At 67.9% G+C, this 15,212-nt stretch carries 14 protein-coding genes; 7 read left to right on the top strand and 7 right to left on the bottom strand.

Annotation, left to right across the window (positions count from 1 at the left end):
* The 3 genes from ACLP25_RS18465 to ACLP25_RS18455 form a co-directional block, all read left to right on the top strand.
* Positions 1-562: branched-chain amino acid ABC transporter permease (locus ACLP25_RS18465; protein ID WP_442470629.1), on the top strand; the 562-nt coding region annotated here is incomplete at its 5' end.
* A gap of 6 nt (positions 563-568) precedes the next feature.
* Positions 569-1,537: a branched-chain amino acid ABC transporter permease gene (locus ACLP25_RS18460; protein ID WP_442470630.1), complete on the top strand. Its 969-nt coding sequence runs from the start codon at positions 569-571 to the stop codon at positions 1,535-1,537.
* A 78-nt stretch (positions 1,538-1,615) separates the two neighbouring features.
* Complete coding sequence (locus tag ACLP25_RS18455) at positions 1,616-2,938, top strand: tetratricopeptide repeat-containing protein (RefSeq protein ID WP_442470628.1); 1,323 nt, start codon at positions 1,616-1,618, stop codon at positions 2,936-2,938.
* Positions 2,939-2,964: 26 nt separating this feature from the next.
* Here ACLP25_RS18455 and ACLP25_RS18450 read toward each other — a convergent pair whose 3' ends face one another.
* From ACLP25_RS18450 to ACLP25_RS18435, 4 genes are all read right to left on the bottom strand, one after another.
* Entirely contained in the window at positions 2,965-4,185 is a 1,221-nt protein-coding gene (locus tag ACLP25_RS18450; protein ID WP_442470627.1) for an NAD(P)/FAD-dependent oxidoreductase, read from the bottom strand.
* Between the two features lie 39 nt (positions 4,186-4,224).
* Complete coding sequence (locus tag ACLP25_RS18445) at positions 4,225-5,838, bottom strand: heme biosynthesis protein HemY (protein WP_442470626.1); 1,614 nt, start codon at positions 5,836-5,838, stop codon at positions 4,225-4,227.
* Between the two features lie 67 nt (positions 5,839-5,905).
* The gene (locus tag ACLP25_RS18440) at positions 5,906-7,210 is read right to left on the bottom strand and encodes a COG4223 family protein (protein WP_442470625.1); all 1,305 of its coding nucleotides are present in this window, start codon (positions 7,208-7,210) and stop codon (positions 5,906-5,908) included.
* A gap of 31 nt (positions 7,211-7,241) precedes the next feature.
* A complete protein-coding gene (locus ACLP25_RS18435; protein WP_442470624.1) occupies positions 7,242-7,997 on the bottom strand; it encodes a uroporphyrinogen-III synthase in 756 nt (251 codons plus the stop codon).
* Between the two features lie 95 nt (positions 7,998-8,092).
* On the opposite strand from ACLP25_RS18435, the gene ACLP25_RS18430 reads away from it, so the two are divergent.
* Positions 8,093-10,153 carry an acyltransferase family protein gene (locus ACLP25_RS18430; protein ID WP_442470623.1) on the top strand — a complete coding sequence of 687 codons (2,061 nt, stop codon included), beginning with the start codon at positions 8,093-8,095 and terminating at the stop codon, positions 10,151-10,153.
* Between the two features lie 30 nt (positions 10,154-10,183).
* On the opposite strand, the gene ACLP25_RS18425 is transcribed toward ACLP25_RS18430, so the two are convergent.
* Both ACLP25_RS18425 and ACLP25_RS18420 read right to left on the bottom strand, forming a co-directional pair.
* Positions 10,184-10,798, bottom strand: a complete 615-nt coding sequence (locus ACLP25_RS18425; RefSeq protein WP_442470622.1) for a hypothetical protein — start codon at positions 10,796-10,798, stop codon at positions 10,184-10,186.
* Positions 10,770-11,600 (bottom strand): hypothetical protein, encoded by an 831-nt coding sequence (locus tag ACLP25_RS18420; protein WP_442470621.1) that lies wholly within the window; start codon positions 11,598-11,600, stop codon positions 10,770-10,772. Before ACLP25_RS18420 ends, ACLP25_RS18425 begins: the two co-directional genes overlap by 29 nt.
* A gap of 174 nt (positions 11,601-11,774) precedes the next feature.
* On the opposite strand from ACLP25_RS18420, the gene tsaD reads away from it, so the two are divergent.
* Entirely contained in the window at positions 11,775-12,836 is a 1,062-nt protein-coding gene (tsaD, locus tag ACLP25_RS18415; protein ID WP_442470620.1) for a tRNA (adenosine(37)-N6)-threonylcarbamoyltransferase complex transferase subunit TsaD, read from the top strand.
* A gap of 9 nt (positions 12,837-12,845) precedes the next feature.
* On the opposite strand, the gene ACLP25_RS18410 is transcribed toward tsaD, so the two are convergent.
* On the bottom strand, positions 12,846-13,100 hold the full coding sequence (locus ACLP25_RS18410) for a hypothetical protein (protein WP_442470619.1): 255 nt from the start codon (positions 13,098-13,100) through the stop codon (positions 12,846-12,848).
* Between the two features lie 267 nt (positions 13,101-13,367).
* Here ACLP25_RS18410 and ACLP25_RS18405 point away from each other — a divergent pair, with 267 nt between their 5' ends.
* A complete protein-coding gene (locus tag ACLP25_RS18405) occupies positions 13,368-14,144 on the top strand; it encodes a DUF1013 domain-containing protein (RefSeq protein WP_442470618.1) in 777 nt (258 codons plus the stop codon).
* 440 nt (positions 14,145-14,584) lie between these two features.
* Entirely contained in the window at positions 14,585-15,142 is a 558-nt protein-coding gene (locus tag ACLP25_RS18400) for a cytochrome P460 family protein (RefSeq protein WP_442470617.1), read from the top strand.
* Positions 15,143-15,212 lie beyond the last annotated feature (70 nt).

The raw sequence follows: 15,212 nt of genomic DNA, 5'->3' as shown, positions 1-15,212 counted from the left end.
CGGGCTGGCGCTCATCGTCGAAGGCCTGTTCCGCCAGCAATTCGGCTCTTCGGGGCTGCCCTACTCGCTCCCGCCCGAGCTCACGGGCGCGCACAATCTGGGCTTCATGTTCCTGCCCAACTACCGCGCCTGGGTGATCGCGTTGTCCGCCGTGGTCTGCTTCGGCACCTGGTTCCTGATCGAGCGCACCCGGCTCGGGGCCTATCTGCGCGCCGCCACCGAGAACCCGACCCTGGTGCAGGCCTTCGGCGTCAACGTGCCGCGCATGGTGACGCTGACCTATGCCTTCGGCGTCGCGCTTGCCGCGTTCGCCGGCGTGCTGGCCGCGCCGATCACGCAAGTTCGGCCGGGGATGGGCGCGGACATCATCGCCGTCGTGTTCGCGGTGGTGGTGATCGGCGGAATGGGCTCGATTCTCGGTTCGATCGTCACCGGCTTCGTGCTTGGGGTCGTGGAGGGCCTGACCAAGGTGTTCTATCCGGAAGCCTCGAACACCGTCGTCTTCGTCATCATGGCGATCGTGCTGCTCGTCCGGCCCTCCGGCCTGTTCGGAAGGGCTTGAATGACCATGAGCGTCCAAGCCCCCGCGGTCGCCGCGGACCTGACCGAGCGCAACCGCAAGGCGAACATCGTTGCCTTCGCCATTTTGGTCGCGCTGATCGCGATCGCGCCGTTCGTGGCCTATCCGTTCTTCATCATGCAGGCTCTGTGCTTTGCGCTGTTCGCCTGCGCTTTCAACCTGCTGATCGGCTACGTCAACCTGCTGTCGCTCGGCCACGCGATGTTTTTGGGGATCGCGAGCTACGTCTGCGCCCACGCGGCCAAAGTCTGGGGCCTCGAGCCGGTCACGGCCATCGCGCTCGGCGCGCTCGCCTCGGCCGTTCTCGGCCTCGTCACCGGGGCGCTCGCGATCCGCTCGAGCGGCATCTATTTCGCCATGATCACCGTCGCCTTCTCGCAGATGGTCTATTTCTTCTGCGTCGAGGCGCCTTTCACCCACGGCGAGGACGGCATCCAGGCGGTGCCGCAGGGCAAGGCGCTCGGCCTGTTCGACCTGTCAAACCTTTGGATTCTCTACGTCTTCGTCGCCGTCGTCTTTTTGTTCGGCTTTCTGGCGATCCAGCGCATCGTCAACTCGCCGTTCGGCGAGATTCTGAAGGCGATCCGGGAGAACGAGCCTCGGGTGATCTCGCTCGGCTATCGCGCGACCCTCTACAAGCTCGCCGCCTTCACTCTCTCGGCCGCCTTCGCCGGGCTCGCCGGGGCGACCAAGGCGATCGTCGCCCAGAACGCGTCGCTGACCGACGTCGCCTTCGCCATGTCGGGCGAGGTGGTGCTGATGACGCTGGTTGGCGGCATGGGCACGTTCTACGGGCCGGTCCTCGGGGCGCTGATCGTCGTCACGATGCAGAACTACCTCGCCCAGTTCGGCGAGTGGGTGACGGTGATCCAAGGCGTCGTCTTCGTTGCATGCGTGCTGGCCTTCCGCCGCGGGATCGTGGGCGAGCTGGCCGCGCGGGCGCGGGTGTCGCTGTAGGGGGCTCGGCGGAATTGCTTTCGGGATGGCTTCGGTGCAAATAAGCTCCGCTGCGGAAGTAGAATTGTGGGCGCCGCCATGCCGACCTGTTTTGTAATCATGGGGTTCGGCCTGAAGACCGACCCAGCGACCGGACGGCAGCTCGATCTCGACAAGACGTACTACAACATCATCAAGCCTGCGATGGGGGACGCGTGCTATGACTGTGTCAGAGCAGACGAGATTTTGCACTCCGGGATGATCGACGTCCCCATGTATAACATGCTGTTTTCGGCCGATCTTGTCGTTGCGGACTTGTCGACCTCCAACCTCAATGCGGTTTTTGAACTCGGGGTGCGTCACGCGCTAAGACCGCGGGCGACGATCGTGATGGCCGAAAGCAACTTCACACTGCCTTTCGACGCCACGCATATTGTGATTCAGAGGTATCAGCACCTCGGTCCAGATATCGGCTACAGCGAAGTCTTGCGGATGCAGGACGTGCTCAAGAAACTTGCAGTTCTGCTGAAAACCGGCGACGCGGTCGACAGTCCTGTCTACACCGTGCTGCCGTACCTCCAGATGCCAACGCTCGAGCGTCACCTGCCGTCGATCGGCACGGACGTCCAGATCAACATGCCCCAGCCGGATACCTATGCCGAAAGAATCAAGTTTGCGCGGCAGGCGATAGACTGCGCCGATTGGACGGGCGCAGAGTCGATTTTGGAGGGTATTTATCAAGCCCAGTCATCGGTAGGACCCGACGGCTCGAAACGGACGCCGCCTCCGGTCGTCATCCAGCTCCTTGCGCTTTCGATCTACAAGGCTGGCGACCAAGCGGCGATAGCGGCGAGACCCCAAAGCGCGCTCGACGGTTACGCCAAGGCCGAGTCGCTCTTGCAGTCTCTAAACGTCGAGACCACCACCGATCCTGAAACCCTTGGTCTTTGGAGCGCGATCCACAAGCGGAGGGCGGTATTGGAGTCCGTGCCGCTCGAACAGCGCAAGCGCGACCTCGACGAGGCGATCCGCGCAGCCCAACGCGGTTTCCTTATCAAGGGCGACTACTATACCGGCACCAACCTCGCGTACCTTTACGATCTTCGGGCCTCCTTCACCTCCGGCGATGATCGTGTCGCCGACAGGGTTTTCGCCGATCGCGTTCGTCACGAAGTGATCAAGATCACAGAAGACCGCATCAACGAGTTGGCTGGGAAGACCTCCGCGGGCGGAACGGCCTTTGACGATGAACGCTACTGGCTCGCCGCGAGTCGCGCCGAAGCGCTCGTAGCGCTCGGCGACCCGCGAGGAGATGCCGCGCTTGCCGCAGCCCTAGCCAACGCGCCGGCGCTCTGGATGGCCGATACTACGCGGAGGCAGGTCGACAAACTTCGGCTCCTTCTCAGCGCATCCCATCCATAAACATCTCGCAGCAGCGATCGCGCCCCCTACCCCTTGGCGAGCGCCCGGATGTCGAAGGCGGGGTCGGCGGCCTCAGCGGGGGTCAGGGACTTGCCGGTTGCGAAGATGCGCTTGGCGGCGGCGTGGTCGCCGGCGCGGTTGACCGACTCGACCACCGCCAGCTTACCGCCCCGGAAGCCGAAGATCGAGAAGGCGCGGGTCGCCGGGTCGCCGCGCACCACCCACTCATCGACGTCGTGCGACAGGCCGGCGATCGTGAGCTTCAGGTCGCCCTGGTCGCTCCAGAACCAGGCGAGCGCGTTGTACGGCCCCGGCTTGCCGGCGATCCGCGCGGCGACGCGCTTGGCCTGATCGACCGCATTCTGGATCGATTCGAGCCGGGTCACATAGCCGAGCGTCGCATTGGGGAAGGCCGCGCAGTCGCCGATCGCCGAGATCGCGGGATCCGACGTCACGAGATGCGCGTCAACGACGACGCCGTTCTTGCATTCGAGTCCGGCCTCGCGCGCGAGCGTGTCCTCGGCGGTGACGCCGACCCCGACCAGCACGAGATCGGCCGGCAGGACCTCGCCATCCGTGAGGACGACCGCCTCGGCCTTCTCCGAGCCCTTGATCGCCGAGACGCCGACGCCGAGGAAGAGACGGGCGCCGAACGCCCGATGCGCCTCGGCATAGAAGTCCGACAGCACCGGCGACACGGCGCGGCCCATCGGCCGGGCGATCTCGATGACGGCCGTCTCGGCGCCAAGCTTGGCGGCGGTCGCCGCGACCTCGAGCCCGATGAAGCCCGCTCCGATCACCACGACCCGGAGGCCCGCCGCGATGCGTTGGCGCAGCGCCGTCGCGTCGGCGATGCTTCGCAAGGCGAACACGCCGGGCAGGTCGACGCCGGGGACGTCGAGCCGCCGCTGGCGCGCGCCGGTCGCCAGGATCAGGTGGCCGTAGCCGATCGAGGAGCCGTCGGCGAGCTCCACTCGGCGCGCCGCCCTGTCGATACGGGTCGCGCGCACGCCAAGCCTCAGACCGATGCGCTGGTCGCGGTAGAAGGCCTCGGCCCGGAGCGGCAGACCGTGCAGGTCCATGTCGCCCTTCAGGAACGCCTTGGACAGCGGCGGGCGCTGGTAGGGCAGCTCCCGTTCGTCGGACAAGAGAACGATTTCGCCGTCGAAGCCCTCCTCGCGCAGACTGGCCGCCGCCTGGACGCCGGCGTGGCCGGCGCCGACGATGACGACGGGGGACAACGACATCACGCTCTCCAAGGCTTTACGGCCGCTTGGCGGCCTCGCTCAATCGTTTGCATAGATCCAGGATCGGTGCCGCGGCGCCTCCGGTTCGCCCGGGCCGGGATCGTCCGGCGCCATGCTCTCCGGGTCGACGACGACGGCGGCCCGCGGCGCGGATGTTGTTGGCGTCGAGGGAGGGCCGCCGCGGGGTGGCTCCGCCGCGGGCGGCGGCGGCGTTTCCGAAGCCGCCGTGGGCTCGGAAGGTGGCGGGGGCTCCGGCTCGGGCTCAGGCTCATCCGGCGGCGCGGCTGCTGTGGCGCGGGGCGGCAGGATGGGCGCTTCCGGCGCCGGCTCGGGTTCGATCGGCTCGGGCTCGGCGAGCACGGCGAACCGCTCGTCGGGCGTGCGCCAGACGAAGGCGTCCAACTCGCCCGAGGGCGAGACGGGCGCCCAGCGGTCGCTGATCACGCCGTCGGCGACCCAGGCCTTGTCGCGCGGAGCGCGAGCGGCGCGGCTGAGCCATTCGCGCACGGCGCCCTGATGGCCGTCCGCCTCCTCGATATCCGCCATCAACAGGCAGACGCGGCGGGTCGGCCGCCCTTGAGGGGAGTTTGAGGCGAGAAGCGGCGCGATCGCCGCCCGCGCAGCCTCGCGGTCATGCGCCTCGAGCGCGGCCCGCCCGACGGTCAGCATCGACTCGGGGTCGTTCGGCGCGACGCGGACCAGCGCGCGGGCGCGAGCCAGCCGGTCGCCGGTCGAGTCGCCGTGCCGCACCCGCAGATACGCCGCCGCGAGATCGGGGTGCGGAGTCAGCGCATAGGCGGTTTCGAGGACTTTCGTCGCGCGGCGGTAGTCGCCGGCGGCGCCGGCGAGGCGGCCGTAAAGGGCGGCGGCGGGGACGAGGCCGGGCGCGAGGCGGCACGCTTCCTGCGCGAGCCCCATGGCGCCCTTCGGATCGCGCTCCTTCATCTCCTCCGCCATCGCCGTCTTGATCACGGCGCGCCAGCGCTGTGCCGTCGGTTTGTCGACGAGGCGGGCGGCGGCGTTCGAATCGACGGTCGCGAGCGCGCCCCCCCAGTCGCCACGGCGCGTCCGGTCGTCGAGCACGGCCTGCCCAGCCCAGGCGGCGGGGTAGTGTGCGTTCGCCCGTATGGCGTATTGCAGCGCCGCCTCGTGATCGCCGCCATGCCGCGCCTCGAGATGCAGCCCGCGCAGCCCGAGGCCGTGAGTGTCGGGATGCTCCAGCATGGCGTTGTAGGCCGCGATCGCGCCCTGCCGGTCGCCCGTCAGCTGCGCCGCCTGAGCGCTCAAAAGCCTGGTCATCGGATCGTGTTTCAAGAGCCGGTTCGCGTCGGCGGCATGTTTGGCCGCCGCCCGGGCGTCGCCCGTATGGACGGCGATGAGGCCGCGCGACACCGCGTCGAGCCCCTTCTCGCGCCGTCGCGCCCGCGCCGCCAGCGACATGAGCGAGGGAACGCGGAGAACCAAGCGCAGCACGCCCCAGACGATCGACCAGACGATCGCGATCACGGCGACGAGGCCGAGCGCAACCATCAGCGAGAGTTTGTACTCGACGCCGCGCCACGTGAGGGTCACCACGCCGGGGTTGTCGGCGAGCCACATCAGCCCCCACCCGGCGAGCGCCACCGCAGCGAGGAGAATCAACAGGCGAAACATGATGTCTCCGACTTCCCAACCCGCCGCCCCGCAGCCCCCAAAGGGCGAGGCAATTCCATAGATGTCCTCAGGGCTTGGCGCTCTCGGCCAGGCGCGCCACAGCGCCTTCGCGGATCGCCTGCGCCGCCGCCGCCGCATCCCGTTTGCCCCCCGCCTCGGCCGCAAACACAGAGGCCGCCTGCCGCGCCGGCTCAGGGAGCCTGGCAAACGCCGCGAGCGCGCCGTCGAGGTCGCCGCGCTGAAGGTTCGCGAGGATTTGCGAGGCGAGCGCCTGCGGATCGTCGCCCCCCGCCTCGCCGAGATGGCGAACCTGGACGAGTCCGCGGAGATGGGCGAGGAGCCGTTCGCCGACGCTCCCCGCCTCCGTGGGGGCGACGGCGGCGAAGATTTTGGGCTCGATGGTCTCGAATGAGGCTGCGAGCGCGCGATTGGTCGGCGCTCCGCCGGCCAGCGCCTTCAGCGGCGCGAGTGGCGCCGGATCGACGCCGAGCGCCGTCAGCGCCGAAAGCTCGGTCGCGAAGGGCGCCCCGGAACCGAGCTTGTCGCGGACCGCCTCGGCGACGATCGCCACGGCGGCTGGATTGTCGTTGGCCTTCGGCTTTTCCGGCGCGACGCGGGTCTCGGCCTTCGGGGCGGAGAGCGCGCTTTCGACCTTGTCCACCCGGCCCGCGAGGGCGGAAAGATCGGCGGACGAGGCGCCGGTTTCCAGCTTCGCCACCCGCGCCGTAAGCGCCGGGACCTCTCCCCGGGCCGCGTCGATGTCGGCGCGCAAGATCTTGATGTCGCCGGACAGGGCCTGGACGGTGTGGCTCGCGGCTTCGAGCTTCGGTCCCTCCGCGGCGTTCGCGGCTTCGAGAGCGCCGAGACGCTTGTCGAGCTGGGCGACGCCGGCAGCGGCGGGGCTCGCCTCGAGGGAACCGACCCGCTTCTCGAGCGCCGCGATCGCTGGCGCCGCGTGCACGCCTTCGAGCGCGCCGACGCGTTTGTCGAGGCCGGTGATCGCCGCGTCGTCGCGGTTCGCCGCGGTCTCCATGGCGGCGAGCCGGCTTTCGTCGGCATCCGAAAGGTTCGCTTTGAGGGGAAACAGAGAAAAGCCTGCGGCGGCCAGCGCCGCCACAATCGCGCCGCCGATCGCGCCGGCTGCGAGCGCGCGCCCGGCGCCGGGGGGCTTGGCTTTCGGCGGGGGCGGGGAATCGGCCTCGGGCCGCGAGGCGCTTTCCGCCTCGGCCGCGCTCGCGGCTTTGCCCCCCCTTGCGGCTTCGGCGGGGGCGGCTTCGCCTTCGATGACGACCCCCTCGGGCCGCTTGTCGCGATTGGGCGGCGCGCCTCCGGCCGGCTCGGACACAATCTCCTGGCTTTCCCCGTCGACCATTGCTCTCGTGTCCCTGAAGCTTAAGCGCGCCCTATATACGGGACGGGTCCCGGGATGGAAATACGGACGCGGCCTCGATCAAAGTCGCAAACAGCGCCGCCTCGTTCGGCCTCGCGGCGGCGCGAACGTCGACGGCGCCGATCGCCGCGAGCGGCTTTGCCGTATCGGCCGACAGGCAGACATGCGTCATGATTCGGAAGCGCGCGCCCACGCCGGCCGTCTCCGCAAGCCCGGCGGCGAGCGCGGCCGAGCGGCGGGAATAATGCAAGGCGAAGGTCGAGGCGCCGAGCGCCCGGATTTCGGCGGGGCCCCAGCGCGTCCTGGCCTCGGCCGCATAGACCTCGACGACTTCCAGCGCCGTCGCGATTTCGAGCGCGGTTTCGAGCGTCGGCTTACGGTCGCGGCCGGCGAGGTAGAGAACGACGGCGCCGGTTGGGACCGCAAGCTTCAGCGTCTCGGCCAGCCGCTGCGAGTCCGGCGCCGGCGGCGCCGCAAGCCGAAAGCCGCGCCGTTCGCCCGCACGGCCCGTGCGGGCGCCCACGACAAAAAGCGGAGAGGCCCGGTCGATCGGCGCGTCCGCGAGAAAGGCCCTGGCGCTAGTGGCGACGACCGCGTCGTAGAGCGTCCTTTTCGGCGCGCCCGCGAGCGGGAAGACTTCGACCACCGGCAGCCGGGCGACGGAAAAGCCGAGGCGGCGCAGACGGGCGGCGCTTGCGGCCGCATCGTCGCGGGCGCGGAAAAGCGCGACGCGGGGTCTCAGGACTTCCGGATTCGGCATCGGCGGCATTATCGGCGGCCGGGCTGGCCGGGCAAGCGCGCCTTGCGGATCGGCGCGGCGGGCTTTACCGGTCACGCCTTCGCTGAGCGCTAACGGAACCCGCGTTGGACAAAGCCCTCGATACGCCAGACCTCGCCGCCGCAAGGCGCTGGCGAGACCTCGATTTCCGGAAAGACATCAATGGGCTGCGGGCGCTTGCGGTGCTCGGGGTGGTCGCTTTTCACGCGGATCGCGCGCTGCTGCCCGGCGGCTTCGCCGGCGTGGACGTGTTCTTCGTCATTTCCGGCTTTCTGATTTCTCGCATCATCCTTTCCGAATGCGCTGTCGGTCATTTCTCGCTCGCGATGTTTTACGCAAAGCGAGCCAAGCGCATCCTTCCGGCCTTGCTCCTCGTGGTCGCCGCGGTCTGGATCGTCGGCTGGTTCCGCTCTGCGCCGGTCCAGTTCCGCGACATCGGCGGCGGCCTGCTCGGCAATTCGTATTTCACAGTCAATTTCTGGCTCCTGCGGCTGGCTGGCGTCGGCGGCTACTTCGGACCCGATTCGGCGACGCAGCCGCTCCTGCACCTCTGGTCGCTCAGCATCGAGGAGGAGTTCTACCTCGTCTGGTCGGTCCTCGTGGCTGCCCTGCATCGCCTCGCGCCGCATTTCCTTCCGTTTGTCATCCTCGCCATTTTCGTCTCGTCGTTCGCCTATTGCGTCATTCTGACCCCTGTCGATCCGATCGGCGCCTTCTATCTTCCCTGGGCGCGGGCCTGGGAGCTCGCGCTCGGGGCGCTCATCGCCTACCGCGAGGTTTTCCTGCTGAACGCCTGGCCTCACCACTCGCGCGGTCTGGCCAACCTGTGCGCCGCGGTCGGGGTCGCGCTGATCCTCTGCGGCTACTTCACTCTCAATGAAGCGCTGCCGTTCCCGGGTTGGCGCGCGGCGATCCCGACTGTCGGTTGCGCTCTGGTGATCGCGAGCCCCCGGTCGATCATCGGCGAGGTCGCGCTCGGCAACCGGGTCGCTGGCTTCTTCGGCTTGATCTCCTATCCGCTTTATCTGTGGCACTGGCCGCTCATCGCCTTCGCCCACACCTGGCCCGGCGTTATTCCCACGCCCGGGGTGCTGTTCGCGCTCGCCGCCGCGGCGGTCGCGCTGGCCGCCCTCACCTATCGCTTCGTCGAAAAGCCGGCGGCGGCGCTTTTCCGGCGCCGCCCTTACGCGCTCGCGCTCTGGCTCGTCGCCGCCCTGGCCGCGACCGGAATCGTCGGACGGGTGACCTACGATTCGAAGGGTTTTCCCGGCCGGTTTCCGCCGCTCGTCACGCAAGTCTTCGACTTCAGCGTCAACGGCGCTCAGGGCGAACGCCTGATGTCGTGCTTCTATCAGCGCGACGACCGCGCCTATCCGCTCGAGGAGGAGCGCCGGCGCGCCGCGCGCTTCTTCGACGACCGTCACTGCGGCGTCGCCGAGGATCCGGCGAAGCCGAGCATTCTCGTCGTCGGCGACTCGCATGCCGCGCATCTGTTTGCCGGCTTGGACCGGGCGTTCGGCGACCGCGCCAACGTGATGGCGCTGGCGGCCGTGTTCTGCGTTCCCCTGGTCGAGACTGTCGCCATGGACGAGGGCGTGGCCGGGACGCCGCGATGCCGCGCAATCAACGACTTTGTGTTCAAGCGGATCCGGGAGATCAAGCCGGACGTGCTCGTGGTCGGCGGCTACTTTTCCCAGTACGATCACGAGGCGAACTGGCGCTATCCCGGCTTTCTCGACGCTTTCGCCGCGGGTGCCCGCAGGCTGCACGACGACGGAATCCGCTCGATCGTGATTGCCGGCGAGGTGCCGACCTGGGCGCCGGCGCTGCCGATCCTCGTCGGGCGCGACCTCCTCGAAACCGGCGCGGCGCCGGAGTTCTCCCGGGTCGGCGTCCGTTCGGATTCGCTCGAGACCGACAGAATCCTGGCCGGCAAGGACTGGGGCCCGGGCGTCGTCTACGTGTCGCAGGCGGAGAAGCTATGCGGCGCGTTGGGCTGCCGGCGGCGGGTTGGCCGCGAGCTGCCCGACGACCTGTTGGCGGTCGATTACGGCCATTACAGCCTAAAAGGCTCGATCTTCGCGGTGGAAACGATTCTCGCGCCCGCGATCGAGGCGGCGCTCGAGAAGGCGCGAGTGGCCCGGTAGACGCGGCAGACCCGGTGGGCGAAGCCGGGATTAGCCGACGGGAGCGGCGGACTGCGGCAATTCGCGCGATCGCAGCACCGGTTCGGCGCGCGGCAGACGCACCGCGGCCAGCACGTCGGTATCGATCGGAGATTCGTCCGCATAGTCTTGCAAGCGCAGAAGCGAAAGCCAGCCGCCGCGGCCCGCGCCTTCCGGACCGAAGTCCTCGAAAGCGAGAAACTCGAGGTCGGCAACGCCGGCTGCTTCCTTGACCCACAGGGCCGACGCGAGCTGGATCGCGTCGATCAGCGACAGGAACCGCGGCTGCTCGTCCGGATGGCGTGAGGCCGCAGGCCGCTGCCATTTCACGTCGCGCAGCCGCGCCGCGCGCAGCATCGTATTCGGGTCAGGCGTCACGAAGGTTGCGATGGACCGGAGGTAGCGCGTGAAGTCGGCCAGCCCCGAAAAACGCCCGCCAACGAAGGCCGACGGTCTCAGCTCGGCAAACAGAATGCTGTTGGCCCAGATGCGGCGCTTCCCTGTCGCGGCTTCGGTCAGGATCGTTTCGATGTCCGACTCCGCTTCGCCCGAGCGTCCGCTCGCGTGTCGCAACAGCACATTCATGTGCAAAAAATGTTTATCGCTGGTGGAGATGATCAAGTCCATCTTCCCAATCTCCGACCGCAGCCGGAGCGAGAGCGCCCCGGAGGTCGATCGCCACGGTCGCCCGCGGCTGTTGCTCGATCGTCATGATCTCGACCCGCTCGGGGAGCTGGCTGTCCCCGGTGAAAATCGCTCGTCCGGTGATGGAAACGTCCTTGTTTCCGAACGGGTTCAACGCGTCCTCTCCCATGGCCTTGTCGAACACGCAGTCGATCTGCGTTTCGCCGCCGGCGAGGGTCAGTCGGCCTTTCCAGAGCGCTCCGCGATAGTCGATGGCTTCGAGCCGGCCGTCAAACGAGGTGATCACGCTGCCGGAGAACCACATGTCCGTCAGGGGCCGCACGTCGTTGCGCAGACCGACGCGATCGACCTGCCGGCGAAAGAACTCGTCGAGCGGCAATTCGGTGTCGTGGAAGCGGACGAGCACGACGTAGCCAGGATCGAGGGCGGCGACGATGCGCTGAAACGCGCGCATCAGGCGCTGATATTGCAGCAGGATCTGATAGTCGCTGCGGTAGACCCGGCCGGCGCAGCGCCGGAACAGCGCGATCGCCGACGCGCTCGGAGCGGTCGCCCGGATCTTTTCGACGATGCCGAATTCGCAAGCGCCCGCGGACAGATGGGAGACCAGAAACTCGCTCGAGGCGGCCTTGGCGTGGATCTCGCGGTCGGCCGCGATCAGCGCAGCCAGCACGGCGTCGAACACCCTCTTGAAGAAAACGGCCGGGATCGCCTCGGCCGGAGCCGCGGACGCCTGGCTCGGTTGAATAACGACTCGAATCTCGCTTCGCCCGATCGGGCTCATTGTGAGGCGCCTCCAGATATCCTTGCGATAGCACGGCGAACGGCCACCGGACAGGCGGCGAATCGCCGCCTATTCAAGGGCGTGAATAGCCGCCGGTTCACTCCCCGCGCGGTTCAGGCTAAGGGCGGGATTGGCGAGCAGATTTTTTCGGGCTCAAGGAGATCGGGAAAACCAATGCGGGTTCTGGGCATCGAGACGACCTGTGACGAGACGGCGGCTGCTGTCGTGCGGCTGACCCCCGAAGGCGCAGGCGAAATCCTCGCCGACGAGGTGATGAGCCAGATCGCCGCCCACGCGGCCTACGGCGGCGTCGTGCCGGAAATTGCGGCGCGCGCACACGTCGAGATCGTCGACATGCTGATCGCCCGCGCGCTCGCCAAGGCGGGGGTCGCGGCCAAGGACCTCGACGGCGTCGCGGCGGCGGCCGGGCCGGGCCTGATCGGCGGCGTCCTCGTCGGCCTGATGGCCGGCAAGGGCGTCGCGCTCGCAACCGGCAAGCCGCTGATTGCGGTCAATCACCTCGAGGCCCACGCCCTGACCGCGCGCCTGACGCCAGGAGTCGCCTTCCCGTATCTTATTCTGCTGGCTTCGGGGGGCCATACCCAGATCCTCGCGGTCAAGGGCGTGGGCGACTACGACCGCCTCGGCGCGACCCTGGATGACGCCATTGGCGAGGCGTTCGACAAGACGGCGAAGATGCTCGGCCTCTCTTATCCCGGCGGACCGGCGGTCGAGCAGGCGGCGAAAACCGGCGATCCCGAGCGTTTCGCGTTGCCGCGCCCGCTGATGGGCCGGCCCAACGCCGATTTCTCCCTCTCGGGCCTGAAGACGGCGGTCCGGTTCGCCGCCGAGCAGGCCGCCCCCTTAGGCCCCCAGGACGTCGCCGACCTCTGCGCATCCTTCCAGGCGGCGGTGGTCGACGTGGTGGAGGACCGGATGCGGGTCGGCCTCAAGCGATTCCGCGAGAACCTCGGCGCGGCGCCCCGGGCGGTGGTGGTCGCTGGCGGCGTCGGCGCCAACATGGAGATCCGCGCCGCACTCGAGCGGCTGTGCGCTGAGGCCGGCCTGCCGATGGTCGCGCCGCCGCAAAACCTGTGCACCGACAACGGCGCCATGATCGCCTGGGCGGGAATCGAGCGTTTGCGTCTCGGACGCGTCGATGGGCTCGACGTCTCCGCCCGGCCGCGCTGGCCGCTCGATCCGAAATCCGAGCCGGCGCTTAACAACAAGGCGTGAAGGACAGTCTTACTGGGGGTTCGGCTGTGGCGCCGGATGCGGGTTCTGCGCCGCCGCCCCCTGCTGTTCCTTGTCTTTCTCGTTAGCCATGTGGCGCCCGACGATGCAGCCGCCGATCGCCCCGATGACGCCATGATGGCCGGCGTAATGGCCGGCGACGCCGCCGACCACCGCGCCTTTGAGGCAGCCTCTGGCTTCGGCCGGAGCCGGACCCATCATCGGCAAAAACGCCAGCGCGACGGCTGCGCAAAAAGCGGGTTTCATCAAAAGGACTCTCCTTGTTCCTGTACAACCTAACTTGCCAAGGCGGCGCAAGGTTCCAAGCGCTCTTCATGCCCACGGCGTGGACCGCCGGCGCGTCTTGCGGTCTTTTGGCTCCGGGCGGACGTCGAAGCCTGGCCCGACGATTGCAAATTGGCCTTGCGGCGCCTATAAAGAAGCCTTCCCCCCGAGTTTTGAATTTTGAGGCTGCGCCTCATCCGGGCAGCAACCGGAGCCGTGCGGCCGAACGACCACAAGGAGCAAGTCCCAATGAGCGACGCGCCGCTAATGCCGAAGGCGACCGCCGTGTGGCTGGTCGAGAACACCTCCCTGACCTTCGACCAGATCGCGGAATTCTGCAAACTGCACCCGCTGGAGGTCAAGGGCATCGCCGACGGCGAGGTGGCGACCGGCATCAAGGGCTACGACCCGATCTCGACCGGCCAGCTCAGCCGCGAGGAGATCGCCAAGGCCGAGGGCGATTCGGACTACCGTCTGCACCTGTCCGTCTCGAAGGTCCGCACGCCGGAGTTCAAGAAGCCGCGCGGCGCGCGCTACACGCCGCTGTCGCGCCGGCAGGACCGGCCGAACGCCGTGCTGTGGCTGTTGCGCAACCACGGCGAGTTGAAGGACGCGCAGATCATGCGCCTCGTCGGCACGACCAAGCACACGCTCCAGGCGATCCGCGAGCGTACCCACTGGAACTCCGCCAATCTGCAGCCGATGGACCCGGTGACGCTCGGCTTGTGCTCGCAGATCGACCTCGATTTCGAGGTCAACCGCGCCGCCAAGGATCGGCCGAAAGTCGAGGAGCCCGGCGGTCAGACCCTGGTCTCGGCCGAGATCACCACGGCCAAGCCCGTCCAGCCGGCCCCTTCGAGCCAGCTCGAAGTGTTCGGCGCGCCGAAGCCGAAGCCGGTCGAGGAGCGCATCGACGTCAATGCGGTGTTCGGCAAGCCCAAGGAGCCGCGCGTCGAGGACAAGCAGCCGCCCGTCGAGGACGAGGAGTCGAGCGTCGAGGACAAGCAGCCGCACGTCGAGGAGTAACGCGGCGCCCTTCAGCCCGTTGTGAGACGGGCTGCGCCTCTCCCCGCAATCGCGAGGCGAACGAACGCATCGGCGCGCCGCGGCCGGACTTGGAAGAACGTCGAAGATGAGCGGGAAATGGGCCTGCGAAGGCCGACAGGGATTGCACATCGCGATAGGGGGCGCCGCGGTTGCTGGGTCGGTCCCGGCCCGGCGCGCCCGGCGCCATCTCATTTGCCGCGGCAGTGCTTTCAGCATATAGTCACAACTCTCCAAACGTGATTTTTCTCGCTCATCATTGAACGCGCCCCGTTGGCGATTGAGGCGACTTCCGCGTTACGCTCCGAATCATCGGCAGTGCTCGATAGACCCGTCCGTTTGCAAGCCTGTACAAGCCAAGCCTCTTCGCCCAAGCGCAATCCCCATCGGTGATGACCCGCTCGAAATGGGAGGAGATGACAATGAAGCGCACGAGCGTCCCATCGACTGTCGCGGTTGTGGCGCTGCTTGCCGCGCTGGGCGGCATCGCCCTTGCGGCGCAGGACAGGTACGCCTTGCAGGTGCCGGGCGGTCTCGCCTTCTCCGAGTTCAGGGGATACGAAGACTGGCAAACTGTCGCCGTTAGCCAGAATGGCAAGATGATCGAGACGATCCTCGGCAATCCCGAGATGATCGAAGCCTACAAGGCGGGCATTCCCGGCAATGGCAAGCCCTTCCCGGACGGCGCCAGGATGGCGAAGATCCATTGGAACGCGAAGAAGGCTGAGGACGAACCCGGCGAGCCGCTTGTGCCGGGCGCCCTGCATGACGTGGACTTCATGGTGAAGGACAGCAAGAAGTTCGCGGACAGCGGCGGATGGGGATGGGCCGAGTTCGAGTATGACACCGCCTCCAATACGTTCAGGCCCGGCAATGAATCTGACGAGCCGCCGCAGGCGAACGACGCCAAGTGCGGGTTCGCCTGCCACACGATCGTGGCGGCGAAAGACTATGTTTTCACGGCCTACCCGCAGCGGTGACAGAGGAATAGACAAGGGAGCGCGCATATGCCGCCGGCGCACCAGCCTGGGCAATCCGCCTTCCGCTCGA

This window comes from Roseiarcus sp. (assembly GCF_052145395.1).
GTDB lineage: Bacteria > Pseudomonadota > Alphaproteobacteria > Rhizobiales > Beijerinckiaceae > Roseiarcus.
This window is presented reverse-complemented; position numbering and strand designations above follow the sequence as displayed.